Below are 25,388 nucleotides of genomic sequence, written 5' to 3'. Positions count from 1 at the left end.
CCCCGCGGAGCGGGTACCTCCGCGCTGGCGCGCGGAGGATCGCGGGCCCGGCGCTGCGCGCCGGGCACAGCGGCCGGCCCTTCTCCGCTGACGCTTCGAAGGGCTTCGCCCCTGGCCTGCGGCCAGGGGCAGCGCGGTCCGCTGCGCTCCCCGCGCGGGTGCTGCGCTGCGCGCAGTTCACTCCCCGCAAGCGGGGAGTGAGGGTCCGTCCGCTGCGCTCCCGGACCGGGGCCCCTTCGGGGCCCTGCTCGCTACCGGAGGGGGCAGCCGGGGTCCGGCGAGCTCCGTCTGCTGCGTGTCTCGGGGTTGCGGGATGGCCAGCGGGCCTACGGCTCAAGCAACGAGGGCGCGGGAGGCTGGGGTTTCTGGATCGGTTAGCCTCCGCGCCCTTGTGCTTCCCTCCTGGCCCGGCTCGCCACCCACTGCACCACCACGTTGACCACAGCCATGAGGCCAGCGAAAACAAACGCGTCCAGCCACGTCCTATCCGTCAAGGCGTGGCTGGCCACTGCGGCCGCCCCGTAGACGGCAAGCCACACGGTCACAACGACTGCCCAGCGCAGCCACCGTCGAGACCACCACTTGGCCAACCGTTCCCGTCCCTGCATACCGTTCGGCTACCTTCGTGACTGCTCGTCAACGAGACTGTTTTTGTGGGTTGGACGGTTATGGGAAGGGTTTTTCGCTTCCGGCTCGGGTCGCGTTCTGATGGCGTCTCAGGCGGGTGAAACTCTGGACCGCGAGAGCCGGCCAGAGCAATGCGCAGGCTCCTGGGAACCACAGGTTGAAGCCCGCGGGCCCGTACTGCTGTCGCCACAGTGCCAGGCCGAACCAGACCAGCATGAGGACCGCGGTTGCGAGGTGTACCCATCGCACTGTCCGTAGGGTTTCGGCCTGGCCCTGGGGTAACGGATACGAACGATCTGTCATTCCCGTCGGCTACCCCCGGGGGGCTGGTCACCTCCACCGCCCTGCCACTTTCCCGGGGGCGCTGGGCGTTAATGCCGGGCGCGGATCGTCTTCTCCTGGCGGTGACGGCGCAGGGTCCACAAGGTGCCGAGGAAGAACAGCGAGAACATGACTGCGCATGCGGCCGCCTTGACGATTGCTGTCCTGCCCTCGTCACCGGTGATCGTGTCGATCAGCAGCAGGCACCACAGTAACGCGAATCCTCCGTGGAACCAGCGTCCGAAGCGAAGGATTCTCACCGCGCGGGCCGGAAGCGGGTACCGGCTTCGCCACCTGAACGGACTCATAGGCGTCGGCTACCCGCCAGCAGGCAGTTCGCACCCTGCCCCCTGTTTTATGCAGCTTGATGTGATGCACGATGTATCTTTGGGGGAAATGGGCTACCCGCCTGGGGGGTGTTGGATAGGGTCGGTGAAATAGTGGGCGCGGGTGGAGGAGGGAAGAGCAGATGGGCCGTGATGTGTTGGGGCCGGGTTCCTGGCCTGAGGTGGAGCCGTGGAGGTCAGTGAGTACGAGACCCTCTCCATGCTCCTGGATGCTGGGGCGGACCCGGACGAGGTGTTCTTCGAGCTCACGTTGCTGACTCACGCGATCGACCTGGAAGGCCAAGGCCACGTGCAAGCGAACTACCCGCTGGACACAGCCTCCACGGCAATCTTGCTGGCCTACGGTGCCGACCCTCGCCTGCTGGCCATCGACGGCGAGACTCCCCTGCAGATCGCCGAGTACTACCACCATGAACCGGCCCAGCGGCTGCTCCAGCGCTTTCTCTCCCTCACCCCGGCAGAAACTCCAGGGAGCGCACGTAATGAATGATCGCGGGCTTTCGCCCCTCGGCCCGGACTCCCCTTACAGTGGCGCCTCGATTTACATGGATGTGGAGGCCGCCGCGCGGCTCGTGGGCCGGCTTCGAGACGCCCTCGGCCTCCAGGACAACGGTGCGGAACTCACCGTCGGGCCGGTGCGCGCGGAAGGCGAGTCCAACGACTACGCCACCGGCCGGCGCGCCCACCCCTTCGACTTCCTTCAGTGGCCGACCGTGCTGGAGTGCGAGGCCCAGGCAGGAGCGCCGGACGAGGTGGTGCAGGCCGTCACCTCTGTGCTCGAAGCGCTGTGGTGTGGCGGATTCAAGGCTGTAGCCACCTGCGCCTTCGAGGACGAGCTGCCCGCACGCGGCGGGATCGACAGATACCCCCGCCCCGCTCCTGCCCCCGACGAGGGCAGGGTCTCATCGGGCACGGGCACGTGGTGGAAGAACCTGTTTTCGCCCGGAAAAAGGAAAGGTCGAAATCTGTGATCAGCCTCCGGGAACATCAGGCCACCCAGAGAACGGCAATTCGGGAATGGGTCAAATTCTTTGCAAGATCTTCTGTGCCCGCGCAGGGGGCCCGGGGCACGCTGGTGTCCGCCACCGGATCGGGCAAGACGATCACGGCTGCCGCGAGCACGTTGGAGTGCTTCCCTAACGGGCGGATCTTGGTGACCGTGCCGACCCTGGACCTGCTTGCACAGACCGCTCAGGCGTGGCGGGCGGTCGGGCATCGGGCGGCGATGGTGGCGGTGTGTTCGCTGGAGAACGACCCGGTGTTGGGCTCGCTGGGGGTGCGTGCCACCACGAATGCGATCCAGCTCGCGCTGTGGGCCGGGACCGGGCCCGTGGTCGTGTTCGCCACCTATGCCTCCCTGGTGGCCCGTGAGGATCCGGAGGATCCGACGGGCCAGCGGATGGTTCGCGGGCCGCTGGAGGCAGCTCTGGCGGGCGGGGAACGGCTCTATGGCCAGCAGATGGCCCCGTTCGACCTCGCCATCGTGGACGAAGCCCACTCGACCGCGGGTGATCTTGGCAGGCCGTGGGCGGCGATCCACGACAACGCCCGCATCCCCGCCGACTTCCGGCTCTACCTCACCGCCACCCCCCGGATCCTCGCCGCTCCCCGCCCGCAGAAGGGAACCGGCGGCCAGGAGGCGGAGATCGCGAGTATGGCCGACGACCCGGGCGGCACGTACGGCGCGTGGCTGGCCGAGCTGGGGCTGTCGGAGGCGATCGAGCGGGGCATCCTCGCCGGGTTCGAGATCGACGTCCTCGAGATCCACGACCCCTCCCCCGTCCTCGGGGAGTCGCAGGAGGCGCGGCGTGGCCGGCGCCTCGCGTTGCTGCAGACGGCGCTGCTGGAGCACGCCGCCGCGTGGAATCTGCGTACGGTCATGACCTTCCACCAGAAGGTGGAGGAGGCGGCCGCGTTCGCGGAGGAGCTGCCGAAGACCGCGGCCGCGCTGTATGCGCGTGATGCCTCGGACGAGGACCTGACGGCCGCGGAGAAGCTACCGGCGTCGTCGATCGGCGCACAGTTGTACGAGCTGGAGGCCGGCCGGCATGTGCCGCCGGAGCGGGTGTGGTCGGCGTGGCTGTGCGGCGATCACCTCGTCACGGAGCGGCGGGAGGTGTTGCGGCAGTTCGCGAACGGCATCGATGCTGACGGGCGCAGGGTGCATCGGGCGTTCCTCGCCAGCTGCCGGGTCCTTGGGGAAGGTGTCGATATTACCGGGGAGCGGGGTGTGGAGGCCGTGTGTTTCGCGGACACCCGTGGTTCGCAGGTGGAGATCGTGCAGAACATCGGCCGGGCCCTTCGGCTCAACCGGGACGGTTCCACGAAGGTCGCGCGGATCATCGTGCCCGTGTTCCTGGAGCCGGGCGAGGATCCCACCGACATGGTCGCCTCCGCCTCATATGCCGGGCTGGTCGCTGTGCTCCAAGGCCTGCGCAGCCACGATGAGCGCCTGGTCGAGCAGCTCGCCTCCCGCGCGCTCACCAGCGGCAGGCGCACGGTCCACGTCCGGCGTGACACCGACGGGCGGATCATCGGGGCCAGCGACGGCGAGGACCAGGAGCACGCCGACGCTGCGGCCGGGTCGGTGCTGCTGCACTTCTCCAGCCCGCGCGACGCCGCGACCATCGCGGCGTTCCTGCGCACACGGGTCTACCGGCCCGAATCCCTGGTCTGGCTAGAGGGCTACCAGGCCCTGCTGCGGTGGCGGAAGGAACACGAGATCACCGGCCTGTACGCCGTCCCCTACGACACAGAGACGGAGGTGGGGGTGACGAAGGCCTTTCCGCTGGGGCGATGGGTGCACCAGCAGCGCAAAGCCCTGCGGGCGGGTGAGCTGGAGGAGCGGCGCAAGACGCTCCTCGACGCCCCGGAGGCCGGGATGGTCTGGGAGCCCGGCGAAGAAGCCTGGGAGACCAAGCTGGCTGCGTTGCGCTCCTACCGGCGCGCCACGGGGCACCTGGCCCCGAGGCAGGACGCCCTGTGGGACGACCCCACCGACGGCAAGCCTGTCCCCATCGGTCAGCTACTGGCGAATCTCCGGCGCAAGGGCGGCCTCGGCAAGAACCCCGAACGAGCCACTCTGCGGGCGCAGCAGCTGGCCGCGGTGGACGAGGACTGGAACTGCCCGTGGCCGCTGGACTGGCAGCGCCACCACCGCCACCTCGCCGACCTCGCCGCCGACGAACCCGGCGGGGTCCTGCCCGACATCCAACCCGGCGTGACGTTCGACGGCGACGACCTCGGACGATGGCTGAAACGACAACGCCGCGACTGGAGACTGCTGTCGAGCGAGCAGCAGGACCGGCTGACCAAGCTGGGCGTGCAGCCCGCCCAGACGCCGCTCCCCGCCCCCGCGACAAAGGGCGCGGCAAAGAGCCCCAGCAAGGCAGAGCAGGCCTTCCACCGCGGACTGGCAGCCCTCGCCCAATGGATCGAACGGGAAGGACAACGGCCCGTCCCCCGGGCTCACGCCGAACAGATCACGGTCGACGGCACGACCGAGCCGGTGGTCATCAGGCTGGGCGTATGGGTATCGAACACCCGCGCCAGACGCGACAAACTCACCCATGACCAACGCACCGCACTCGCGGAGCTCGGCATTGAATGGGCGTAGCAAGGTCTCTTGGATTGACCTGTAGCGGCGGCAGCGGGCGCTGGAGTGTGCGCTCGGCGACTTGTGTTCTCCTCTCGGATCATCCGTCGCAGGCTGGTGCGTGCTGCGGTCAGGTCTGTTTCCAGGATTCTCACGCGGGCGTGGAGCTCGTGGTTGTCGTCGGTGGCCTGCTGGAGGCTGTCTTCGAGTCGTTGGTCGGTCCATGTGAGTTCGTCGACGCGTTCGGTCAGGTGCCTGGTGTCGAGGGCGTCGAGTTGCTGTCCGAGCTGGTGCTGGATGGCCTGCCGCATCCGGTTCTCTTTCTTCCCTCAGGGCCCGGATCTCCTGCCTGGTGAGTTGGAGTTCTGTGCGCAGCGTTGCTGTGGTGCTCCGAGTACGCGCGGGCGGGGGGACTTCAGCGCGTACATCGACGCCAAGGGCGACTACACCGACCCGGACGCGACGCTGGCCACGGCGCTGCGCGCGCACTGCCTGACGCCCGACTTCGCCGCACGGCTCGCGGCCTGGGAGAACGGCAACGGTGCCGACGGCGTCCTGCGCGCCCGGAACGTCCCGACGCGGTGGACCGTGAGCGACAACGGCGCCGTGGGCAACGGCCACGGGGTCGTGGTCGTGGTCGTGGTCGCCCTGACGTTCGGCAGCGGTGGGACGACCCGGACGACCAAGCTCTTCGTGCTGCTGGAGCGGTACGACCGCATCATCGGCATCGAGGCGACGGGCAGTTGCTGACGCAGGGCGGCGGGCGGTGGGCCTCCTGGCTCGGGGAGGAGGCCATTGCCCGGCTGGTGTGTGCGCTCGGTGTTGTCGTGCCTTTCGTCGATCGGCGGAGGCAACCCCGGAGCGAGGTCCTTCGTCTTGACGGACGACGAACGGGCCGTAGTCCTCTCTTTCCTCCCTCAGTGGAAGGGCTGACGGCCGCCGGACTATACACCCGACGTATACGCGATGTGTATACAGGGGGGTCCGGGCCACCGAGCGGAAAGGCTTCGATGTACGGCAAGGCATTCGCCCCGGAGTACCAGGGCGCCCTCACCACCCTGTCCGTCAACGCACCGCTGGCGGACGTGCTCGCGGCCGGCACCGAGCAGATGCAGGAGGCCGTACGGGCCGGACGGACCGCCGAGGCGGCGCGCACGGGCCTGGCGGTCGCCGAAGCGCACCGGCGCCTGGGGCAGGTGCGCGAGGCCGAGCGGGCCTGGAAGGCGAGTTACCGCACGGCCCGGGAGGCCAAAGACCTCGCGGGCATGGCCTGGGCGCTCTGGAGCGGCGGCACCCTGGCCCGCCAGCGAGGCGCGTTCCCGCTGGCCCGCCGGCTGCTCGCACTCGCCGCCGAGCTCGGCGAGCGGGCGGGGGACGTCGTCGTGCGCGGGTACTCGCTGGCGGGTCTCGCCGAGACCGGCCGCATCCAGGGGGACTACGAGGCCGTGGGCCGGCTGCACGAGCAACTGCTCGACGAGGCCCGCAGGCGCGGGGAGGCCCGCCACACCGTCTGGGCGCTGGAGGGCATCGCCCAGATGCGGCGCAACACCGGCCAGTACGACAGCGCCCACGCACTGTTCGCCGAGGCGGCCGGGATATCCGCCCGCGCCGAGGACCGGCGCGGGCACGCCTGGGCCCTGCGCGGCCTCGCCGACGTCGTCTCCGTGCGCGACGGCGACACCGAGCGGGCCCTGTCCCTGCTGTCGCAGGCCGAGGCCACGTGCAGGGAGATGAAACTGAAGAGCGCCCTCGCCTACAACCTCAAGATGCGGGGCAACGTCCTCTACCGCGCCGGGCGCTACGCCCAGGCGCGTGACCTGTACCGGGACGCGCTGGCGGAGTTCCGTGAGATGACCGAGCCGCGCGGTGAGACGCTGGCCCGGCTCGGGCTGGCCAAGGCACTGGCCCGACTGGGCGGTGACCGCGCCGCGACGGCGGCCGAACTCGCCGAACTCGCCCGTCTGACCGAGCGGATCGGACTGCGGCACGCCCGGGAGATGGTCGCCCGGGCCCAGGCGGAGTTCGTCCCGGACGGGGAGGTCTGCGCGTGACGGTGACGGCCCTACCGGCGGCACCGGCCCAGATCGTCGACCGGTGCGCGCGGTTGACCCGGCCGGCGTTGCGGGAGGCCGTCGGCCAACTGCACCCCTGGGTCGGTGAGATGGCCGCCTACTCCTTCGGCTGGTGCGACGTGGGCGGCGCGCCGGTCACCGCCCCCGGTGGCAAGGGCCTACGGCAGGCACTGGCCGTGCTCGGTGCGGAGATCGCCGGAGCGCCCCCGGAGACAGGGGTGCCCGCCGCCGTCGCGGTGGAACTGGTGCACGCCTTCTCGCTCCTGCACGACGACATCATGGACGGCGACCCGGTGCGGCGGAGCCGTCCCGCCGTCTGGCGGGCGTACGGGACCGGCCCCGCCGTCCTCGCCGGCGACGCCCTCTTCGCGCTCGCCGTCGACACCCTCGCCACGTCCGCCGGCGGGATCGAGGGCGTACGGCTGCTGTCGGCGGCGCTGGGCGACCTGGTGCGCGGACAGGCCGACGACCTGCTGTTCGCGGGGCGCCCGTGGTCCGGGCCACGCCGCGTGCGCAGCACGGAGTACCGGCACATGGCCGAGGGCAAGACCGGTTCGCTGCTGGGCTGTTCGCTGGCCCTGGGGGCGCAGATCGCCGGCGCGTCCCCCGCCGTGGTGGCCGGCCTCGACCGGGCCGGCCGGCAGGCGGGGGTCGCCTTCCAGATCGCGGACGACGTACTGGGCACGTGGGGCGATCCCGCCGTCACCGGCAAGCCGGTGCACGGGGACCTGCGCGAGCGGAAAAAGACCCTGCCGGTGGTGTCCGCCCTGGAGAGCGGCCGCCCCGCCGCCCGTCGTCTCGCCGCTGTGCTCGAAGCGGACGGGGACGTGGCCAGGGCGGCAGAGCTGGCCGAGGAGGCGGGGGGACGCGCGGCGGCGCTCGCCGTGGCGCGGCGGTGCAGGGCCTCGGCGCTGTCGGAGCTCGACCGGATCCGGGCTCCCGCCCGGCCGGCCCGCGACCTGCGGGCGTTGCTGGACGGTGTGGCGGTGCGCAGCCAGTGACGAGGTCCGGGGCCCGGACGGCGGGCCCCGACGCCCATCCGGCGATCGAGTCCAGCCGCTCCGGCGCCGGGCGCAGCAGCCGCAGGTCGCCTCCCGGCGGCGCTCCCGAGGAAACGAGGGCCTTACGGGCCCGGCTGTCTGCCGCGCCGGCGGCCGCGTGGACGACGCCGGTCGCGGCGTAGCGGTGGAACTCCAGTTCCGGGTGCGGCCAGGCGGCGGCCCCGGTGGCGGCGGGGAGCAGGTAGTCGACGGCCTGGAACAGGCTCTGTCCGTCCGGGCCCTCATAGCCCCACAGGTCCACGCCCACGTGCTGGCCGATCGCGGCCGGCCGGGTGTGGGCGACCAGGGTGAAGGCGGAGTAGTGCCAGCTCCGGGTGCGGGCCGGCTCCTGGGGCCGGCTGCCGTCGGCGGCGATCTGCGGGATGATGCGTGTGGTCGCCGCCTGCCGGACGGTACGGCGTGCCAGGTCCTCGTCGCCCGTCGCGTACGCGGGGGCCGCGAGCTGCACGTACGCGGGGGCCGCGAGCTGCATGTCGTAGAAGGTGCCGTGGTTGTTGGTGGCGGCGCTCTCCTGGTGGCCGAAGCCGCTGTCGTGCAGCCGGCGCAGGAAGTCCTCGATCCACCGGGTCATCGCGGCACGGTCCCCGGCGGACCAGCCGGGGGCGCCGGTGTCCAGGAGGGCGATCGTGCGGAGGACGCCGGTGTACGACTGGGAGAAGTCGATGATGCCGATGGCCCGGCCGTCGTACCGGCAGGGGACGGACTGCGCGTGGTCCAGGCGGAGGTTCATCTCAGGGGCAGGTCGCGGCGGCCACGTGACGGGGCCGATCCCACGGCCAGAGCTCATCTGGCGTCGGGTGATTGACCCATGATTATCCACCGGGAATGAACCATTTCATGGGTCTTTCCCCGTCGTAGAGTTGTGGACACAAGGCCGTGAGGGAACACTGGAACGGCCTCTGACCAGGGGAGACACCACAATGAGCGCCAACATGCTGAAGCCCGTCCTGACCCGTGCCGTCGAAGCGGAGACGACCAGTGACCCGAGCAGCACGATGACGCTGCTGGCCGACTGCGGCACCGACGGCAGCCCGATCACCAGTTACCGTTCGACCTTCGCGAAGGGCGCGGTCGGGGCCCCGGCGCACTTCCACACGCGGGCCTCGGAGCTGTTCTTCGTGATCGGCGGCGCGCTCCAGGTTTTGGTGGACGACGAGGTGAAGACGCTGAACGAGGGCGACTTCCTGCTTGTCCCGCCGCGCACTGCGCACGCCTTCGCCGCGGCCCCCGGCTCCACGGCCGACGTGCTGTTCACCTTCACGCCCGGCATGCCGCGCTTCGACTACCTGCGCCTGCTCGGCCGCGTCATGCGCGGCGAGGCGAGCCCACAGGAGATCAAGGATTCCTCCGAGCTGTACGACAACCACTACGTCGACAGCCCGCTCTGGAGTGCCACCCTGGAGGCGGCGGCCGAGTAGGTCCGGCTCCGCGGGGAAGATCCGGACGCCACCGACAGACCGCTCACGAGACGGTTGCGGAGGGTGGCACGGCCGGCGTGGATCCGGCTCCAGGTGGTGCGCGGCAACTTGGCCCCGGCTGTCCCTCACGTCCGCATCACCAGGCCGGAGCAGTCGAATCCGCTCGAGCCGGTGCCGCCCCGGACGTAGGGCTTGCCGAGCCGCGCGCGGGCATGGGCGATGACGGCTCTCGGCGTCGATCGGACCCGCTTGCCCACCTTGCGTTCCTCGCCGGTCTTCACAGGCTTTCCGGTCCGGCGTGGATCAGCGTCGGCGAGCCCGGGCCGTTGAGCCACTGCAGCACCTTCACGCTCGTGCCGTACGTGCGGGCCGGCCCCTAGGCCGTGTCTGATGATTGATCTTGTGGTGGGCCGTGGAGAGCTGACGGATGCGGCGTGGGAACGGATAGCCCCCCCTGCTGCCGGGTGGTGTCGGGCGGGGCCGTCCGTGGCGGGATCGCCGGCAGGTGGTCCATGGGGTGTTGTGGCGGTTGCGGACCGGTGCTCCGTGGCGTGACCTGCCGAAACGGTACGGGTCGTGGCAGACGGTCTACGAGCGGTTCGCCCGCTGGGAGGCGGACAGGGCCTGGGCCCGCCTGCTCGAGCAGGTCCAGGTCCGCGACGGCTCGCCGCCCGCGACGTCGCGCTGGTCGGCTTCCTGCGCGAGGTCCCCGTCCTGGCCGCGCCCATGACCGACCTCCTGCGGCACGGCCCAGCCGCACCCATCCGGCACCCCGTCCCCGACCCCGACCACCGCGTCGGCCGGACGCACGCCCGACACCCCTGACCACCAGCAGAGTCAGGGCCGTGGTCGGGATCCGAGCGGGCACTGCTCAGACCCGCCCGCGGCCACCAGGTCCCCGACCACGAGCCCCACCACAGCAGGCCACAGCCATGCGCAGGCACTACGCAGCCGTCGGACATGCGGTAGAGGCAAGCCCGGCGGGCGATAGGACACCACACCGCCGTCCCACGTGGGGTATGAGGAGCTGAGGGCGGGGTAACAGGAGGGGCGGCCGGACGAAGTGGCAGGCGTCCGGGTGCCGGCGGGAACACGGCGGGGCGGTGGCGGTCAAGACCTGGGGAGGTCACACGCCACCGCCCCGCCGCGCCCCTCTGGCGGCCCATCCAGGAACCCGGCCACAGGGACGACTGGATGCACACCCGACACCGGTCCCACCGGTGTCACCACCTGCCTGAAGGCCTTGAACGCCGCCGCCCGACAGCCGGAGCTCGCCGTGTTCCTGCGCGAGGTCCCCGTCCTCGCCGCAGCCATGACCGGCCTGCTCCGACACAGCCCCGCAGCACCCATCTGGCACCCCGTCACCGGCCCCGCCCACAAGGCCGGCTGGGCGCACACGGCACGCCTTCCCGGGCCCTGCCATGGACGCCGGGCCCAGGCCTGCAGGCCCGACCACCGCAGGTCACAGCCCCGCGTGACGAGTCAGCTGACGACCTGGAGCTCCCCGACCCGGACGCCGACGGGGCTGGTGCGGGGCTCGGTGAACCGGCCGGAGTCCGCTCCCCGCCGGTGACCTCCCGATCCACGGTGCAGGGGGAGGTGACGGTCAGCGCGAACCGCTCGCCGGGCCGGCCGCTGCTGCGCGCCCGTATTCGCTGCGACCATCGATGTGCTGCGGTCCTTCTGGTTCTGCCCAAGAAACCGGCACCCGCCGCAAGACACGTGCTCAGCAGCGAGCCCGGCCGGTATGCGGGCGGCCGGGCTCGGCGACTGCGGTTACTCGGCGAGGGGTTAGATTGCGGTGGGCGCCGCTGTCGGGCTTCTCGTGCCTTCCAGGACAGGCGTCTCAAACCCGGTGAGGTCGAGTGGGTTTTGGTGGGCCCGAGTGAGTCCCTTGCAACGTACGGCACCAGTTCCCTGACCGGCACCCTCGACGGGCTGGAGCCAGGTGGCGAGGCGGCTCGGGGGCGGGGCTCCTCGTCGGTGCGGCCTCCGGCTGCGAGGGCTCGCCGCTGGGTCGGGAACGTCGTCTGTTGTTCGCCGAGTACGCCACGGGCACGCAACTCGGCAACGTCGGGGAGGTGGACGCCGGACAGGGCGTCGACGAGGCCGCGCCGATCGCGGGCACCAGGACTCCTGGTCGTTGTCGCCGGACCGCTCACTGATCGCTCGTCCGGCACGATGCCGAGCTGCGAAGGCTTCGGGAAGCTGATCCAGAAGACCGCGTGCTGTGAACAAGGGGACGCCTACAGCGCCTGCCGCAGCCGAAGCGGCCGGTCCGGTCAGCCCCGCGCCGGCCGCTTCACAGCAAGGGCCGGCGCAGTGGTGATCGCAGTCCCGCTTGCGTGCGGCCGAAGACCGGCGGCTGGCGGTGCCGCACAGGCCGGGTCAGTCGAAGGCTGTGGCCACGGCGTCCGCGAGCTGGTTCAGTACGTCCCGCGAGAGCTGCACCGAGCCGGTGAACGAGAGGAAGCCGTGAACGGCTCCCTTGACCGGGAGGTGCTGGACCGGCACGCCGGCGTCGGCCAGTTTGCGGGCGTAGTGGTCGCTCTGGTCGCGCAGGGGGTCGTTCTCGGCGGTGGCGATGACGGCAGGAGCGAGTCCAGCCAGTTCCTCGGAGCGTGCCGGCGAGACCCGCGGGTCGGCGCCCTGGTCCGGGGTGTCGAGGTAGGTGCCCCAGAACCACTCGAGGTAGGAACGGGAGAGGACCGGGCCCGCCATGTTCTCGTACATCGAGGGGCTGTCGTCGAACCGGTCGACCGCCGGGTAGGCGAGCACCTGGAGCGTGATGCGGGGTCCCCCGCGGCGCAGGGATTCCTGTGCGAGAACCGCGGCGAGGTTGCCGCCGGCGCTCTCACCGAACACGGCGATGCGCTCTGCGTCGCCCCCGAAGCCGGGGGCGTTGTCCGCGACCCAGGTCAGCGCGGCGCAGGCGTCGTCGACCGCGGCCGGGAAGCGGTGCTCGGGTGCCAGCCGGTAGTCGACGGAGACCACGATCGTGCCGGAGCGGGCGGCCACGGTGCGGGCCATGTTGTCCTGGGTGTCCAGGTCACCGAAGACCCATCCGCCGCCGTGGAAGAAGAGCGTCACGGGCAGTGGCCCGGCGCCCGGCTCGGTGAGGGGCCGGTAGATGCGGACGGGTATGTCCCGGCCGTCGGCAGGCACCGTGGTGTCCTGGACGTCGGCGACCGGTACGGGATCGCCGGCCAGGGCTCCGAAGGCGCGCCCGAACGTGCGGTTCTCCGCCACCGTCAGGGTTTCGGGAGCCGGTCCGCCTCCTGCGGCCACGTTCTTGAGCAGGGTCTCGATCTGGGGGTCGAGGGGCATGGCGTTCACCTGTCTGAAGAGACGGTCACCCGGGGTGAAATGACCTTTCCAGGATCATTGGCGGAGCGTAATTGGAATGTCAATTCCAACTTGGGTAGCGTGGGCGCATGAGCGCACCAGTGAAGGACGGAGAGCCGAAGGGGCCGCGGCTCACCAAGGGCGGCCGCAAGACCCGCGAACGCATCATCGAGGCCGCCGCGGAGCTGATGTTCCACCGCGGCGTGGGAGGCACGAGCATCCCGGACATCCAGGCGGCTGCCGGGGTCAGCGCGTCGCAGATCTACCACTACTTCGGCGACAAGCAGGGCCTGGTCCTGGCGGTCATCGACCACCAGACGGACGCCCGGCTCGCCCAGCAGCGTCCACTGCTGGACAACCTGGACAGCATCGAGGCCCTGCGCGAATGGTGCGACCGGGCAGGGAGCCGGCAAGACGCACGAGGATGCGAAGGCGGCTGCGAGATCGGCTCACTCGCCGGCGAACTCGCCGACAGCGACCAGTCGGCACGGACCAGACTCGTCTCCGCCTTCGACCGGTGGGAAGACCCCATCAGGTCGGGACTGGCACGCATGCAGGCACGGGGCGAGCTGAGCGAGCACGCCGATACCGCCGTGCTCGCCACCGCTCTGCTGGCCGCCATCCAGGGCGGCATGCTGCTGTCCCAGGTCCGCCGGTCGAGCACCGCCTACCGGCAGGCCGTGTCAGCGGTGATCGACCACATCGAGAGCTACCTCGTCCGGTAGCGGCTCGGGGGCACCGGCTCACCACTACTGAACTCGCCGGCGTGATGTCGTCAGGGTGAGACCGGTTGCGGCGAGGCATCCGTCGACGGCTTCGCTGCGGTATCGGAACCTGACGGCTCCACCCGTGACGCCGCAGCATCCGCGCGATGGCCGAGGGCGTGAGGGTCCGGTGGAACCGGCGTCCGATCAGCGTCTTGATCCTGGCCAGGGTCCAGGTCCGATCCGGCCGGCCGGCCGTGCGCGACCGGCCTCTTGGCCGGCTCCTGCTCCAGAACTGCGAACAGGGCCTCGTTCGGCTTGGGACGGGCGGCCGATCCCTTGGAATCCAGCGTCTGTCGGCCGCCCTCCTGCCAGGAACGGTGCCGGCGCTGCACCGAGCGCACGCTGACCCGCAGCCCCTTCGCCACCACCGCGTCGTCCTGTCCCTCGGCGGACATCCCGGCCGCCTCCATGCGGATGCGTTCACGAAACGCCCGCCGCCCGGCGGTCAGGCCGCCGCCTTGCGGATACCTCACGGTTCCGGCATACCGCGACGACCGCCCTTTGTCAGCCTCGCGACATCACGCCGACAAGTTCAGTAGTGGGTGAAGAAGTCGCCCAGGGCGGTGGCGAGCGGGCCGGGGGCTTCTTCGGCCACGTGGTGGCCGGCGTCGATGCCGTGGCCCCGGACGTCGTCGGCCCAGTCGCGCCAGATGGTGCGCGGGTCGCCGTACAGGTCCTCCAGGTCGTCTCGCAGCGACCACAGAACCAGGACGGGGCAGTCGATCCGCACACCCCGGTCTCGATCCGCCTCTTCGTGTTGGCGGTCCACGGTGAGCCCGGCGCGGTAGTCCTCCAGCATGGCGCGGACGACGTCCGGATTCCTGGTGGCGGCCCGCCACTCGTCGTGGTTCTCCTGTCCCATGGCCTCGGGGTCGCCGCGGTACCAGGCGTCGGGGTCGGCGTTGATGACGCGTTCGGGGATCTCCGGCTGGGCGAAGAAGAACCAGTGCCACCACGCGGTGGCGAACCGGGCATCCGCACGGGCCAGGTGCTCGCTCAGGGGCAGGCCGTCCAGGAACGCCACCCGGGTCACCGCAAAGGGGTGGTCCAGCACCAGCCGGAGCGCCACGGCTACCCCGCGGTCGTGGCCGACGAGACCGAAGCGCTGGTGCCCGAGCGTCTGCATGACCTCGATCATGTCCTCGGCCACGGCACGCTTGGAGTGCGGGACATGGTCAGGAGCGGGCGCCGGGCCGCGGGAGCGCCCGTAACCGCGCAGGTCGGGGCAGACGACGGTGAAGCCGCGCCGCACCAGGACGGGCGCGACCCGGTGCCAGGTCGCCGACGTGCGCGGGTGGCCGTGCAACAACAGGAGGGGCGGGCCCTCGCCCCCGTACCGGACGAAGACGGACGCCTCGTCGGTGCGCACCGTCGTCGTTGTGAACTCCTCAAACACGATATGCACCTTTCCGCTTCGAGACCCGTTCCGCAGTACCCGGCCGTTCCGCCTGTCCAGGACGGACCCCAGCACGTCTTCTGGGCGGTCGAGAAGCCAGGGTTGCGGTCAACCCTCCGTTGTCGGCGACGGCCGACCCTGGCCCCCTCACGGTGTATCAGGAGTGCCCCACGTGGTGATCTTCGTCTGACTCCGGCCTTGGCGGTCAAGGCCAGGAGGAAGGGTGATCCTCGTGGAGGACTGGGCGGAAATCCGGCGGCTGCACCGAGCGGAGCAGATGCCGATCCGGGCGATCGCTCGACATCTGGGCATCTCGAAGAACACGGCCGAGCGCGCCCTGGCGAAGGATCGGCCGCCGAAGTACGAGCGGTCGGCAGAGGGTTCAGTGGTGGACGCGGTCGAGGCGCAGATCCGTGAGCTTCTTCGGGAGACGCCGATGGTGCCTGCGACGGTGATCGCCGAGCGGATCGGCTGGGAGAGGGGGATGACGATCCTCAAGGACCGGATCCGTGAGCTTCGGCATGCACCGCGTTTCTTCGCCTTCCTGCACGGCTGTGTCACTGCTCGGTGCTCAGCTGCCTGGAAGCAGCACGAGGGAGCGGGGCGGCCGAGGCGGTCAGGTGGACGGGCGGCCGGTGATGGCCGGCAGGGTCGTTGTCCTGATCCGGCGGTAGGTCCTGAAGCCGTGCACGGTCAACGCTGTCCAGATGACGGTACTGACCAGAGGCCACCACAGATCCCGTCCCTGATCGCCCTGGATGAGATTGACGGCCCCGTTCACCGCCCAGCCGGCCGCGAGAACAAGTGCTGCCCACCTGGCCCACCGCCAGATCCGCATCGTTCCCCGGGCACGGGTTTCCTGTGAGCTCTGCTCGTCCTGTCGAAGTCGTGTGCCATCCATGCTTATCCGCCTACCCCCTGCCCGTCCCTTGCCTCCCGGCCCCTGGGAGAGGGCCGAAAACGGACGGCTTCGCCGGCTACGGGGACACTCCGAGGTGGGCTGGGGAGGGACTGGCTCGTAGTCAGATGTTCTGGATGAGCGTCCATGTGGCGACTGCCAAGAAGAGCACTCCGGTCGCTCTTTGCATCGCGTACCCCTTGTTGGTGGGTTCGGTCGCGTCAGGGTTCTTCACCCAGCCACGCTGGAGGCGGCTGTTTACCCGCCAGAGCAGTTGAGGGCGTATGACCTGGACCAGGCCCATGATCAGGAAGAGGGAAAGGAACAAGATGAGGGCCGGGCTGGTGCCGCTGTCTTCGGAGGAGGCATGCACGATCACATCGTGATTCATGGACCTTCGGATTCCCTGACGCGAACTCAGGAAACGAGCAGGGGATCCAGAGCTTCGTGATTCGTTCTGTTTCGCAGACAGACTCCGGAACTGCTCCGGGGCATCGTTCTGGGCACCCTGGAACGCGCGCACCAGGCTGGCCTTCCAGGGTGGGATCTGATCCTTGTGGGCGAGGCCCACCGGTGTTCCGGCCGGATCGGCAAGCCCTGGGCGGTCGCGGCAGGCGTCACAGCGAGTCGGGTGCGCTCTCCTGGGCGGGGTCCTTGCCTGCCGGGTGATCCGGACTGCCGGTCGGGGCGGCGGCACGCAGCGCCGCTTCGATCCGGCGGTTGCTGGTCATGGATGCCGTAACAGCCGTCATCGCCAGGAGGAGGGCGGCGGCGGCGTAGAGCGGGGTGCGGACGTCGTAGGCGGTGGCCAGCCAGCCGCCGAGGAAGGCTCCGAGGGGGGCGGCGCACATGGCGAGCATGCGGGAGGTGGAGGCGACCCGGCCCATGAGGTGGGCCGGGACGATCGCCTGCCGGAGGGAGGGCCCGAGCACCATCGTGGCGCCCATGCCGGCCCCGCAGAAGGCGAGCGCCAGTCCGGCCGCGTACGGGTTGGGGGCAGCGGCAAGGCCCAGGACGGCAAGACTCTCGACGGTGGCTGTGCACGTCAGTGCGGTGCCGGTGCCGAGTCGTCGGCCGAGGTGGGAGGCGATGCCTGCACCCAGCAGACCGCCGGTGGCCTCCGCTGCGAGGAGCAGGCCGAAGCCGTAGGTGTCGATGCCGAGGCGGTCGTGCGCGAAGAGGCTGTCCGGCGCGCGGGACCTCCTGCCGGAGCCCTCCGGCAGAGGTCTGCGCCGGCCTCCTGAACAGCCGTGACGCGCTGACCGCTCGAGCTCGCCCTCGGTTCATGGAGATCTCTCCCGAGGGGTCGCCCAGCCCTCCCGACGCCTTCGACACGGTGACGATCAGGTCGAACAGCGCCTGGTCGGCGAGGGGCCCTGCGGCGGGCCGGTCCTCGGCGGCCGCAGTGCCGGCGGCGGGGCCCGCCTCTCGGACCCGGCCACCGTGAAGGCCGCCTCCTTGCCTCTTTCGGAGCCCGGCTCCCTCCGCCCGTCGGGTCACCGGAGGATGTGGGCGGCTTGGACCTGGTGGAGGTGGACGAGGATGTCGTACGAGCGGCCGAGCGCGATTTCCGGGTCGTCGGCCGACCAGTACAGGCCGTAGGAGCGGGTGGGGCGGGCTGCGGCGAGCCAGGTGCGGGCCGCCGCGGGCGCGGTGCGCAGATCGATGCTGAAGTCGCGGTGGCGGAGCTTGTCGAGGGTGTGCTCGTTGTAGCCCTCGGGAGCCGGTGTGACGGTGTACTTCCGGGGCTGCTGGGCGGTGAAGTCGGGCAGGGCGTTGACGGTGCCCTGATTAAAGGTCAGACCGATATTGACGTAGTCCGGGCCGAGTCGGGCGCGCAGGAAGGCGCCGGTGGGCTCCGGGAACTCGTCCGGGTTGTCGCTGACGTAGGCGACGTGGCCGTTGTTGGAGGCGAGCAGGATGCGGCCGCCCTCGTGCCGCAGCCACCAGGCCGTGTTGGCGGCCATGGCCCGGTCGCGGTAGCGCATGCGCTCGGGGAACTGCTCGTCGGGGAAGGCGTAGCCGGTGAAGCTCTGGGTGATGGCGGCGGCGTTCTGCAGGGCCCAGGCGTGCGCCCGCTCGGTGTCGCGGCCGGCCGTGCGGGGGCGGCCGTGGTCACGGAGCAGTGCCAGGGCGGCGTCGGCCCGGTCGGCCTCGGCCCGGCGTGCCGGCAGTTGTTTGGTCAGCTGACCGGCCATCCACGGTCCCGCCTGTGTCCCGGCCGTCGGCTTCAGTCCCGCGTAGAGGTCCGCGATGCGCCCGGCCAGGTCGGGGCGGTGCACGGCGAGGTAGTCGGTGACGTGGCCGAAGGCGTCGGGCCCCGCGTAGCCGAGGTCGTTGCCCACGAACCGCAGCTGCGGCCGGTCGGGGCGGGTGATGTTGTATCGGCGCATCCACCGGATCAGGTCCAGGTACTCCTGGGTGTTCCAGAAGACGTACTGGCCCTGGAACTCGTCCCGCATGATCTGCGCGGGATCGCCGATGCCTCGGGTGACGTAGGTGTCCAGGCGCAGGCCGGTGCTCCAGCTCGCCTCCAGGGCGAAGGCGGTGAAGCCCTTGGTGGCGACGAGGTGCCGGAAGAGCCGCTGCTTGAGCGTGAAGAACTCGTGGGCGCTGTGGCCGGCCTCGCCCAGGCCCACGACGCGGGCGTCGCCGACCATGCGGCCGAGCCCGTTCAGGTCGTTCAGGGGCCGCGCGCTGCGGTTCAGGGCGTTGACCGGCTCGGCGGCCGAGGGGGCCGCCGCTGCGGCGGCGCCGGTGCCGAGGGTCTTCGCGGCGAGGACGGTGGTGGCCAGGCCGAGCAGACGGCGGCGGCTGACGGAGTGGGCGTGGCTCATGGGATCTCCCTCGACTGGTGGGTGCGGCACGACAGTACTCAGGATTTGGGCGCTTGCACAAGACGATTGTCTAAGGCATTCGTCTCACGCATGCGCACAATGCATCGGGTAGCGTTCTCGGCATGGGAAATCGCGAGGACCTACTGGCGGGGGCCAGGCGCTGCCTGGAGGAGAAGGGCTGGGCCCGGACCACGGTGCGCGACATCGTGACGGAGGCCGGCGGCGTGAGCATGGCGGCCATCGGCTACCACTTCGGCTCCCGTGAGGCGCTCTTGAACGCCGCGCTCATCGAGGCGATCGACGCGTGGGGCACACGGATCGGCCGCACACTGGCCTCCTTCGGCGAAACCGGAAGCAGCCCGGCCGCACGCTACGAAGCGATGTGGGCGGAGGTCGTCAAGTCCTTCCAGGACGACCGGGCGCTGTGGCTGGCCACGCTCGAAGCCCTGCTCCAGGCGGAACACTCCGACGATCTGCGCCGCCACCTGGCCGGAAGTCAGGCCCTGGGCCGCCAGGGCCTGGCCGCGCTGCTGCTCGGCACACCCGAGGACGAGGTCGGCGACACCGCCGCCCGCACTCTGGGCGCCGCGCAGATGGCCCTGTTCACCGGCCTGATGACGCAGTGGCTCACCGACCCCGACCAGGCTCCCGACGCCTCTGAGATCGTCGCGGGCCTACGCGCCCTCACCGGCATCGTCGACGCACACGAGTAGCCAAGGCATCGGCAGGACCACGCCATCGCCGGACAACGACGGGCGGCCCGCTGCGTGACCGGCGAGGAACGGATGCCGCTGCCCGCGCGCCTTCCCCGGGCATGAGCCGGCCCGGACCGGCATGCCCGTACGCCGAGCCGTTCCTGGACATCCGAGGGGGTGAAACACCCTGGTCGGACAAGCCGAGGCGACTCCGGCCGTACGTGTCCGTCAGGTTCCGAAGCCGGCCGTGCGGATGGCCGAAGCCCTCCGCACCGCGGCGTGAGTGGTCCTGTCGCCTCTCGGCACGAGTCGATGTGGCGCCGTAGGCTCCGCCGGCCAGGACCGTGGTGAGCCCCGGTCGGCTTCGCCTGGTCCTTGGCCCGCGGGCTCACCGCCAGTGGTGCCGGCGGTGAGCCCGGGACCCGTCGCCGACGAGCGGGAGACCCCTGGTAGATCCCTAGCGCGGCCGTTGACGTCGCACGGCCAGGGCGGCGGAGAGCGCCGCCGTGACGGCGGCCAGGGGCAGGGCACCCCGCAGGGCGTAGCCGATCCCGCCGGAGAAGGAGATGGCTTCCGCAGCTTGCAGAGTGAGGCACGGCGCGCCCGGAACAGGAAGTCGGGCCGCTGTCACGTCCGCGGGGAAGTGGCCTTGCCTCCCTCTCGCGGACGTGGCGGCGGTCTGGGGAACAGCGGGTGCACGCGGTCACCGGACGGTGGAGTCCTCGGGGTGGCGAGCGCGTGTTCCCGCCTTGGGGCCGAGGCGGGTCAGGCGGCGACGATGTCGTCGTCTCGGCTCTGGTCCTTGGCGCTCACCAGCCACTTCGTGCCCTTCTTGTTCACGGTGATGGTGAAAGTGATGTTGTTGTGGCCGCAGAAGGGGCCGTACTTGGTTCCCAGGCACGTCTTGTGGTCGACGTCCTGCTCGAGGATGTATTGGGTGCCGCCGGCCTTGATGATGGCGGGGGCGGTCTCCGGGGTGACGGTGACTCCGTAGAGGAGGTCGCCGGCTGTCGTCGTGGTGGCGAAGATGCGGCTCGTGGTGCCGGCGGTCAGTGCTCCGGAGGCGTTCACGCACCGGGTGATGCGGATCTTGATGTTGGCCGTCTTGATGTCCACCCAGTGGTTGCGGACCTCCCACGTGGAGGTGGCGGTCGTGCACTTCTCCGACTTCTTGGCCTTCTTGGCGGCGCCGGAGGACTTCTGCTGTGTGGCTGCCGCGTTGGCGATCGTGTCGGTGGTGTCGTCCGTGGGCCGGGAAGAGGTGAATGCGCCCTGGGAACCGGCGACGATCCCGCCGGCCAGCAGGCTCGTGGCGGCGGCGGCCACTGCCATCGTGCGGATCTTGGGCATTCGTGTGCTGCGCATGCTGCTGCTCCTCGTGACGGTTACCGATGGTGTGGTGTCGCGCCGCGTGACGCGGCGGCATGAGAGAGCGCTCCCCCTGCCGCTGGTCCGCGCAAGGGCGGTGGCGACCGGTGGGGCGGGTTCGGCACCCCGAGAAAGGCGCCTGGCGGATGCCGGGCGGTGCGGGGTGAGGGAAGAGGCGATGAGGTGCGTAGGGCCTGCAGGCCCGGCAGGGCGCCTGAGGGCCGGCCGCGAGCTCGGTGACCGGGGGACGTGGTGGGCGGCTCTCGCTTCCTGCCGGTTCGCCGCGGGTGGTGTCCGGTGTTCCGTCGGCGGCCTGGGGCCGCCGACGGAGACGGACAGGGGGGCCCGTGTCCGGATCAGCGGATGCTGTAGATCGACTTCGCCTTGATGTAGACCCTGGCGCCCCAGGTGGTGCACAGGCTGGTGCTGTTGGCGGAGCGGTACTTCTTGGTGCCGTTGGCCTGGATGCGCCAGCCGGGGTAGGCGATGAAGCCGCCGCGCTTCTTGTAGAGGGCGCCGTTGCCGCCGATCGTGTAGCCCTCGAGGTAGTAGTGGGTGCCGCTCGAGGTGACGAGGTAGGGACAGCCGTCCGCCTGCTGGAAGGTGCCGGTGAACTTCTTCTGTGCCCCGGCCTGGGCCCCGGCGTTGACGACCGTGTCGGTGGTGGTGTTCGCGGGTTGGGCGGAGGTGAAGGCGCCGCTCGCGCCGGCGGCCGTCCCGCCGGCCAGCAGCCCCGTGGCGACGGCGGCGACGGCCATCGCCCGGACCTTGGACGTTCGTGCACTGCGCATGCTGGTGCTCCTCGTGACAGTGGTGGACTCCCTCGTCCCGCCGAAGCGCGGCGGTGAAACGGGGGAGAGGGCTCTCCCGCCGAACCCGTGCGAGAGCGCATGCCGGGCGGGCGGGAGGGGGTTGGGCACCCGTCGCCGGGAGGGCGCCTGAACGAGGCGCCGGCCGGGCGGCACGGGGCGGTGGAAGAAGCGTTGCCCAACGGCCGAGGGCGGGGCAACAGGTAACGGCGGCCCGGACAGTCCCGCCTCGTCCACGCAGGTCACAGCCGGTTTCCGCGGGCCGGACACTGTCCCTTCCTCCCGCCCCTGGAGAGCGTGGACAGGCCGGGACTGTCCCAGACGCCACCAGAGGCGGCGGGACACCGACACCGCACAACAGCCTCCTTCCAGGCCGCACGGCGCGGCCCTTTTCCGAAGGAGGTCGTGATGGCACGGCAGACCCTGCTCCCGCCCCCGGCGCGGACCCGCGGGAAGCAGAACCCGAAGCAGAGCGGTCAGCCGGCGCCACCGCGCGCCGCGTGCCCGAAGTACCGGCGTCAGAAGGGGCCGCACCTTCGTGTGGGGCACTACCGGGCTGGCCGTGGCCTTCGTGCTGCCCCCGCTCGCCGGTGCGCTCCTGGCCGTGCACGGCCCGACGGACTCACCGTCGGCTTCCGACGGGCCGTCGGTCGCCCTCCGGCAGAAGACGCCGGCCGGTGCCGGGCCCTCGGCGGTACCGCCCGCGACCGCCGGGCCCGACGCCGGCAAGGAACCGGAGAAGAAGACCGAAAAGATCAAGCTGCGGCCCGGTGACAGCCTGTGGAAGCTGGCCCGCACCCACCGCACCACCGTGAAAGCCCTGCAGCGGCTCAACGGCCTGGGCTCCTCGACGCTGATCCACGCCGGGAAGACGCTGAAGGTGCCCTCCGGCGGGGCCTCGGCCGACGCGGCGCGGCAACCGGAGACCGGCCGGCCCGCCCCGGCCGCCGCGCCCACGCACGACAGGCCGTCCGCGCCGGCGGCCGCTCCCAAGGCCCCCGAGCCCGAGAGGCCGGCGTCGAGCAGCGTCATCGCCTACGCCGAGAACCAGCTGGGCAAGCCCTGCGTGCGGGGCGGCACCGGCCCTCGCGGCTTCGACTGCTCCGGGCTGGTGATGCGGGCCTGGGCCACAGCCGGGGTGAAGCTCCCGCGCACCACCTGGGACCAGATACGTGCCGGCAGCGCCACCACCCGGGGCCGCCTGGTCCCCGGTGACCTGGTCCTGTCCTACGGCGGCGGCCACGTGGGGCTGTACATCGGCGAGGGCAGGGTCATCCACGCCCCCCGGCCCGGCACCACGGTCACCGTCGCGCCGCTGCCCGCCCCCGGCCACGTCGTCGCCTACCGCCGCATCCGGGCCTGATCCCCCCGCCGGCTGGCCGGCAGCTGCCAGAGGCGTTCGCGGGCCCGGTCCACGAGGTCGCCGGCGTAGCCGCGGTCGGCCCGGATCCGGGTGATCTGCGGCCGGGTGAGGCGCGGGCGCCACAAGACGTCGCGGGCGGCGTAACGGTCCTGGATGTCGGCGGGCGTCACCGTGATCGTCACGGGCAGGCCGAGCGTGTCCACGGTGACATGTCTTTTGCGGCCGTTGGTTTTCTTCGCGGCGTCGTAGCCGCGGCTGTTGCGGCCGACGGTGGGGGCGCCGTGGGGGCGCCGTGGGGGCGCCTTTGACCGACTGGGAGTCGACGATCAGCGTGACCGGGTGGGGCAACGACCCTTGCCGGTACGGACCCGGCGCCGGAGCCGGTCACGGATGCAGGTGACGACCCCGGCCTGGTTCCATCGCCAGAAGACCCCGTAAACCGTCTCCCACAGGGGGTCCGCAGGCAAAGCCCGCCGCTTCGCGCCGTTGTCGACGATGTGGCGGATGCCGCCGACGATGTCCCGCCGCGGCCACTTCGCCCTTACCGCTGCGCTTCCTGCCCTCCCGCACGGGGAGGCTGCTGTCCGAGGGCTGCGGGACGGGCAGCGTGGAGGTGCACTTCGGCGCATCCGAGGCGCCCGTGCCCTTGCCGGCTTTGTTCACGAGAACCGAGAGCACGTGTACACGACTTCGGACGGCGGTGGCGTCAATGCGTGAATTCGAACGCCGGGGTGTCGGCATGATCTCCGGGGCGCCCCGGCAACTGCGTCACGAGCGTCCGAACCTGCGCTTCTTGACGGGCCGTTCAGGCTCCGCGGCCTCCTGCTCGTGCTCCAGCTCGGCGATCGAGATCCGCAGGACAGCTTTCCTGGTGACGGTCATCGTGTAACTTTCAAGCCAATCCCTGACGGCGAGCTCCACGATCCAGCTCCTGTCCGTGTCCCGGAACACTCGCCGCCCGCACGCCTCGGCGTCCAGGTCTCCGTACCGGGCGGGAATGTAGGTGCGAGCCACCGCAGCGGCCTGAGTGACCGCCTGGTCCGGGCCTCCGTCGCACGGCACGGCCTGTAGCAGGACCGAACGGGAATCGTCGCGGTAGAGCCCTTCGGGACCTTCTACGAGGATCCACCAACCGCGGCGGCCACTCATCGCAGGTACCGTGCTGAAGAGCATTCACGAATGTCATGAGGGCTGCCGCCCGAATATCCGGTCGCGCCCACGTGGAGTATTCGCGTGGGGGCGAGCTTGTCCGTTCGCTCAACCGAGTGCTTCACGGGACCGACCTTCGCAGGACCGCGCTTTCCTGACAACAGTCGAACAGCCCCTGCCCGAGTGCCGTCACAAGTGGCGCACAGGTGCTGTTGGTTGTCGTAAACAAAGACACCAGACGCTGTTCGAAAGCGGGGGCGTCACAGATGCGCCCGCGCGCCCCATGACACCAACGGGGAGCAACCGGTAGCGGACCGGACGCGCGACGTCATGGGCTGCCGGTCGGTCGTTCGCACCCGGCTTCGTTGGCCAAGACCGGCATCGGGCGTGTCCGTGCCGGTCGTCGCCGGGGTTGCGGGGCTGACCCCGCCGTCCCTGACTCTGGCGGTCGCTGTCCGGCGCCTCTGTCCGAGACGCCGCTGAGGAGTCTCCGCGCTCCGCCTTCCGTCCACGCGGATCGTCCGCGCGCTCGAACCCTGAGAGGGGACCTCGTGTCCGCGCTTGCTCTGTTCGTTCTGGTGATCGGCATCGTCGTCGGCCCGGCGGTCATCGAGGGCCTCGGCCACCTCGTCCACTGCCGCCCGGCGCCCAAGACCCCGGTGACGGTGATGCCGACCGCCACCGGCGTCCTGGCCGCCTTCGTGGTCGGGGTGTTCGGCATCGCTCAGGCCAGCGCGCTGGCAGGCGGCGCCGGGCCCTCGCCATCAGGGCGCTGACCTGCCGTGGTCGGTCTCATGGCCGAGGGCCGGAGTCATGGTCGGGCCCGCATCGCCCGGCCTCCCGACAGGCCCTCACACGACTGTCGGCGGCCCCTCGCAGTGGGCACCGCCCACCGCCCGCCCGGCCACCGACCCCGCGAGCCCGCCATGGCCTCGCGGCCGTCGCCAGGGGTCGTTGCCGCGCCGGGCATGGTGACGCGGGAACCGGCGCCTTCCCCGCCGCTGTGGGGATGGAGCCGGTTCCCGGTGGGTGTCAGCCCGAGCGTGGGACGGCAATCCTGGCTGCGAGCGTGAAGCCCGAGCCGGCCAGTGTCACGGTCGTTCCCAGTGCCTCGAGGTGACCGGGCATCAGCAGCAGTACTGCGATGGCCCCCAGGAGAACGACGACGGCGATGACCACGGCCGCCACGGCATTGGCCACGGGCAGCCGGGGCACGGCGGCGGGGTGTTGCCGGCGTCCCGGAGCGGTTCCAGTACCTCGTTCTTCGGGCGGGTGAACTCTCATGTCGGCCGGTGTCCTCTCGTGTCAGCCCAGGTGGAT

Annotated in this window: 22 protein-coding genes and 6 pseudogenes; 14 read left to right on the top strand and 14 right to left on the bottom strand. The window is 70.9% G+C overall.

Annotated features, from left to right (window positions below):
• Nucleotides 1-998: 998 nt before the first annotated feature.
• The gene (locus ACZ4V6_RS34525) at nucleotides 999-1,208 is read right to left on the bottom strand and encodes a hypothetical protein (protein ID WP_467834919.1); all 210 of its coding nucleotides are present in this window, start codon (nucleotides 1,206-1,208) and stop codon (nucleotides 999-1,001) included.
• A gap of 256 nt (nucleotides 1,209-1,464) precedes the next feature.
• Here ACZ4V6_RS34525 and ACZ4V6_RS34520 point away from each other — a divergent pair, with 256 nt between their 5' ends.
• The 7 genes from ACZ4V6_RS34520 (at nucleotide 1,465) to ACZ4V6_RS34490 (ending at nucleotide 7,963) form a co-directional block, all read left to right on the top strand.
• Nucleotides 1,465-1,785 (top strand): ankyrin repeat domain-containing protein, encoded by a 321-nt coding sequence (locus tag ACZ4V6_RS34520; protein WP_467834918.1) that lies wholly within the window; start codon nucleotides 1,465-1,467, stop codon nucleotides 1,783-1,785.
• Complete coding sequence (locus ACZ4V6_RS34515) at nucleotides 1,778-2,266, top strand: hypothetical protein (RefSeq protein ID WP_467834917.1); 489 nt, start codon at nucleotides 1,778-1,780, stop codon at nucleotides 2,264-2,266. The genes ACZ4V6_RS34520 and ACZ4V6_RS34515 overlap by 8 nt, the downstream gene beginning before the upstream one ends.
• Nucleotides 2,263-4,911, top strand: coding sequence for a helicase associated domain-containing protein (locus ACZ4V6_RS34510; RefSeq protein ID WP_467834916.1), 2,649 nt, complete (start codon nucleotides 2,263-2,265; stop codon nucleotides 4,909-4,911). The genes ACZ4V6_RS34515 and ACZ4V6_RS34510 overlap by 4 nt, the downstream gene beginning before the upstream one ends.
• 140 nt (nucleotides 4,912-5,051) lie before the next feature.
• Nucleotides 5,052-5,246, top strand: coding sequence for a hypothetical protein (locus tag ACZ4V6_RS34505; RefSeq protein ID WP_467834914.1), 195 nt, complete (start codon nucleotides 5,052-5,054; stop codon nucleotides 5,244-5,246).
• Between the two features lies 1 nt (nucleotide 5,247).
• Nucleotides 5,248-5,640 carry a hypothetical protein gene (locus ACZ4V6_RS34500; RefSeq protein ID WP_467834913.1) on the top strand — a complete coding sequence of 131 codons (393 nt, stop codon included), beginning with the start codon at nucleotides 5,248-5,250 and terminating at the stop codon, nucleotides 5,638-5,640.
• A 260-nt stretch (nucleotides 5,641-5,900) separates the two neighbouring features.
• On the top strand, nucleotides 5,901-6,941 hold the full coding sequence (locus ACZ4V6_RS34495; protein ID WP_467834911.1) for a tetratricopeptide repeat protein: 1,041 nt from the start codon (nucleotides 5,901-5,903) through the stop codon (nucleotides 6,939-6,941).
• A 2-nt stretch (nucleotides 6,942-6,943) separates the two neighbouring features.
• Nucleotides 6,944-7,963, top strand: a complete 1,020-nt coding sequence (locus tag ACZ4V6_RS34490) for a polyprenyl synthetase family protein (RefSeq protein WP_467834923.1) — start codon at nucleotides 6,944-6,946, stop codon at nucleotides 7,961-7,963.
• A gap of 37 nt (nucleotides 7,964-8,000) precedes the next feature.
• On the opposite strand, the pseudogene ACZ4V6_RS34485 reads toward ACZ4V6_RS34490, so the two are convergent.
• Nucleotides 8,001-8,780, bottom strand: a pseudogene (locus tag ACZ4V6_RS34485) (alginate lyase family protein); the annotation flags it as partial.
• A 163-nt stretch (nucleotides 8,781-8,943) separates the two neighbouring features.
• Between ACZ4V6_RS34485 and ACZ4V6_RS34480 the strand changes: the two are divergent.
• On the top strand, nucleotides 8,944-9,441 hold the full coding sequence (locus ACZ4V6_RS34480) for a cupin domain-containing protein (RefSeq protein ID WP_467834910.1): 498 nt from the start codon (nucleotides 8,944-8,946) through the stop codon (nucleotides 9,439-9,441).
• 125 nt (nucleotides 9,442-9,566) lie between these two features.
• On the opposite strand, the gene ACZ4V6_RS34475 is transcribed toward ACZ4V6_RS34480, so the two are convergent.
• Nucleotides 9,567-9,722: an NlpC/P60 family protein gene (locus ACZ4V6_RS34475; RefSeq protein ID WP_467834908.1), complete on the bottom strand. Its 156-nt coding sequence runs from the start codon at nucleotides 9,720-9,722 to the stop codon at nucleotides 9,567-9,569.
• A 121-nt stretch (nucleotides 9,723-9,843) separates the two neighbouring features.
• On the opposite strand from ACZ4V6_RS34475, the pseudogene ACZ4V6_RS34470 reads away from it, so the two are divergent.
• Nucleotides 9,844-10,138, top strand: a pseudogene (locus tag ACZ4V6_RS34470) (transposase); the annotation flags it as partial.
• A 1,691-nt stretch (nucleotides 10,139-11,829) separates the two neighbouring features.
• Here the strand turns inward: ACZ4V6_RS34470 and ACZ4V6_RS34465 are convergent.
• Entirely contained in the window at nucleotides 11,830-12,768 is a 939-nt protein-coding gene (locus tag ACZ4V6_RS34465; protein ID WP_467834906.1) for an alpha/beta hydrolase, read from the bottom strand.
• A 107-nt stretch (nucleotides 12,769-12,875) separates the two neighbouring features.
• Here ACZ4V6_RS34465 and ACZ4V6_RS34460 point away from each other — a divergent pair, with 107 nt between their 5' ends.
• Nucleotides 12,876-13,511, top strand: coding sequence for a TetR/AcrR family transcriptional regulator (locus ACZ4V6_RS34460; RefSeq protein ID WP_467834904.1), 636 nt, complete (start codon nucleotides 12,876-12,878; stop codon nucleotides 13,509-13,511).
• Nucleotides 13,512-13,614: 103 nt separating this feature from the next.
• Here the strand turns inward: ACZ4V6_RS34460 and ACZ4V6_RS34455 are convergent.
• A pseudogene (locus tag ACZ4V6_RS34455) lies at nucleotides 13,615-14,026 on the bottom strand (winged helix-turn-helix domain-containing protein); the annotation flags it as partial.
• A gap of 59 nt (nucleotides 14,027-14,085) precedes the next feature.
• Nucleotides 14,086-14,949 carry an alpha/beta fold hydrolase gene (locus ACZ4V6_RS34450; RefSeq protein WP_467834903.1) on the bottom strand — a complete coding sequence of 288 codons (864 nt, stop codon included), beginning with the start codon at nucleotides 14,947-14,949 and terminating at the stop codon, nucleotides 14,086-14,088.
• A gap of 223 nt (nucleotides 14,950-15,172) precedes the next feature.
• On the opposite strand from ACZ4V6_RS34450, the pseudogene ACZ4V6_RS34445 reads away from it, so the two are divergent.
• A pseudogene (locus ACZ4V6_RS34445) lies at nucleotides 15,173-15,469 on the top strand (helix-turn-helix domain-containing protein); the annotation flags it as partial.
• A gap of 502 nt (nucleotides 15,470-15,971) precedes the next feature.
• On the opposite strand, the gene ACZ4V6_RS34440 reads toward ACZ4V6_RS34445, so the two are convergent.
• From ACZ4V6_RS34440 to ACZ4V6_RS34430, 3 genes and pseudogenes are all read right to left on the bottom strand, one after another.
• Nucleotides 15,972-16,238, bottom strand: coding sequence for a DUF6199 family natural product biosynthesis protein (locus ACZ4V6_RS34440; protein ID WP_467834902.1), 267 nt, complete (start codon nucleotides 16,236-16,238; stop codon nucleotides 15,972-15,974).
• Nucleotides 16,239-16,464: 226 nt separating this feature from the next.
• Nucleotides 16,465-17,028: pseudogene (locus ACZ4V6_RS34435) on the bottom strand (MFS transporter); the annotation flags it as partial.
• Between the two features lie 315 nt (nucleotides 17,029-17,343).
• Entirely contained in the window at nucleotides 17,344-18,684 is a 1,341-nt protein-coding gene (locus tag ACZ4V6_RS34430) for an erythromycin esterase family protein (protein ID WP_467834900.1), read from the bottom strand.
• Between the two features lie 122 nt (nucleotides 18,685-18,806).
• On the opposite strand from ACZ4V6_RS34430, the gene ACZ4V6_RS34425 reads away from it, so the two are divergent.
• Nucleotides 18,807-19,397, top strand: coding sequence for a TetR/AcrR family transcriptional regulator (locus tag ACZ4V6_RS34425; protein ID WP_467834898.1), 591 nt, complete (start codon nucleotides 18,807-18,809; stop codon nucleotides 19,395-19,397).
• 747 nt (nucleotides 19,398-20,144) lie between these two features.
• Here ACZ4V6_RS34425 and ACZ4V6_RS34420 read toward each other — a convergent pair.
• Together ACZ4V6_RS34420 and ACZ4V6_RS34415 are read right to left on the bottom strand one after the other, a co-directional pair.
• Entirely contained in the window at nucleotides 20,145-20,744 is a 600-nt protein-coding gene (locus ACZ4V6_RS34420; RefSeq protein ID WP_467834897.1) for a hypothetical protein, read from the bottom strand.
• A gap of 359 nt (nucleotides 20,745-21,103) precedes the next feature.
• The gene (locus ACZ4V6_RS34415; RefSeq protein WP_467834895.1) at nucleotides 21,104-21,538 is read right to left on the bottom strand and encodes a hypothetical protein; all 435 of its coding nucleotides are present in this window, start codon (nucleotides 21,536-21,538) and stop codon (nucleotides 21,104-21,106) included.
• A gap of 556 nt (nucleotides 21,539-22,094) precedes the next feature.
• Between ACZ4V6_RS34415 and ACZ4V6_RS34410 the strand changes: the two genes are divergently transcribed.
• The gene (locus tag ACZ4V6_RS34410) at nucleotides 22,095-22,919 is read left to right on the top strand and encodes a C40 family peptidase (RefSeq protein WP_467834893.1); all 825 of its coding nucleotides are present in this window, start codon (nucleotides 22,095-22,097) and stop codon (nucleotides 22,917-22,919) included.
• Here the strand turns inward: ACZ4V6_RS34410 and ACZ4V6_RS34405 are convergent.
• Both ACZ4V6_RS34405 and ACZ4V6_RS34400 read right to left on the bottom strand, forming a co-directional pair.
• Nucleotides 22,898-23,167: pseudogene (locus ACZ4V6_RS34405) on the bottom strand (transposase); the annotation flags it as partial. The gene ACZ4V6_RS34410 and the pseudogene ACZ4V6_RS34405 overlap by 22 nt on opposite strands.
• Nucleotides 23,168-23,245: 78 nt before the next feature.
• The gene (locus ACZ4V6_RS34400) at nucleotides 23,246-23,548 is read right to left on the bottom strand and encodes a transposase (RefSeq protein ID WP_467834891.1); all 303 of its coding nucleotides are present in this window, start codon (nucleotides 23,546-23,548) and stop codon (nucleotides 23,246-23,248) included.
• Between the two features lie 1,071 nt (nucleotides 23,549-24,619).
• Here ACZ4V6_RS34400 and ACZ4V6_RS34395 point away from each other — a divergent pair.
• Nucleotides 24,620-24,844: a hypothetical protein gene (locus ACZ4V6_RS34395; protein ID WP_467834889.1), complete on the top strand. Its 225-nt coding sequence runs from the start codon at nucleotides 24,620-24,622 to the stop codon at nucleotides 24,842-24,844.
• 256 nt (nucleotides 24,845-25,100) lie between these two features.
• On the opposite strand, the gene ACZ4V6_RS34390 is transcribed toward ACZ4V6_RS34395, so the two are convergent.
• Nucleotides 25,101-25,283 (bottom strand): hypothetical protein, encoded by a 183-nt coding sequence (locus ACZ4V6_RS34390; protein ID WP_467834888.1) that lies wholly within the window; start codon nucleotides 25,281-25,283, stop codon nucleotides 25,101-25,103.
• Between the last annotated feature and the right edge of the window lie 105 nt (nucleotides 25,284-25,388).

The sequence above is a fragment of the Streptomyces sp. NPDC029152 genome (assembly GCF_055564355.1).
This window is presented reverse-complemented; position numbering and strand designations above follow the sequence as displayed.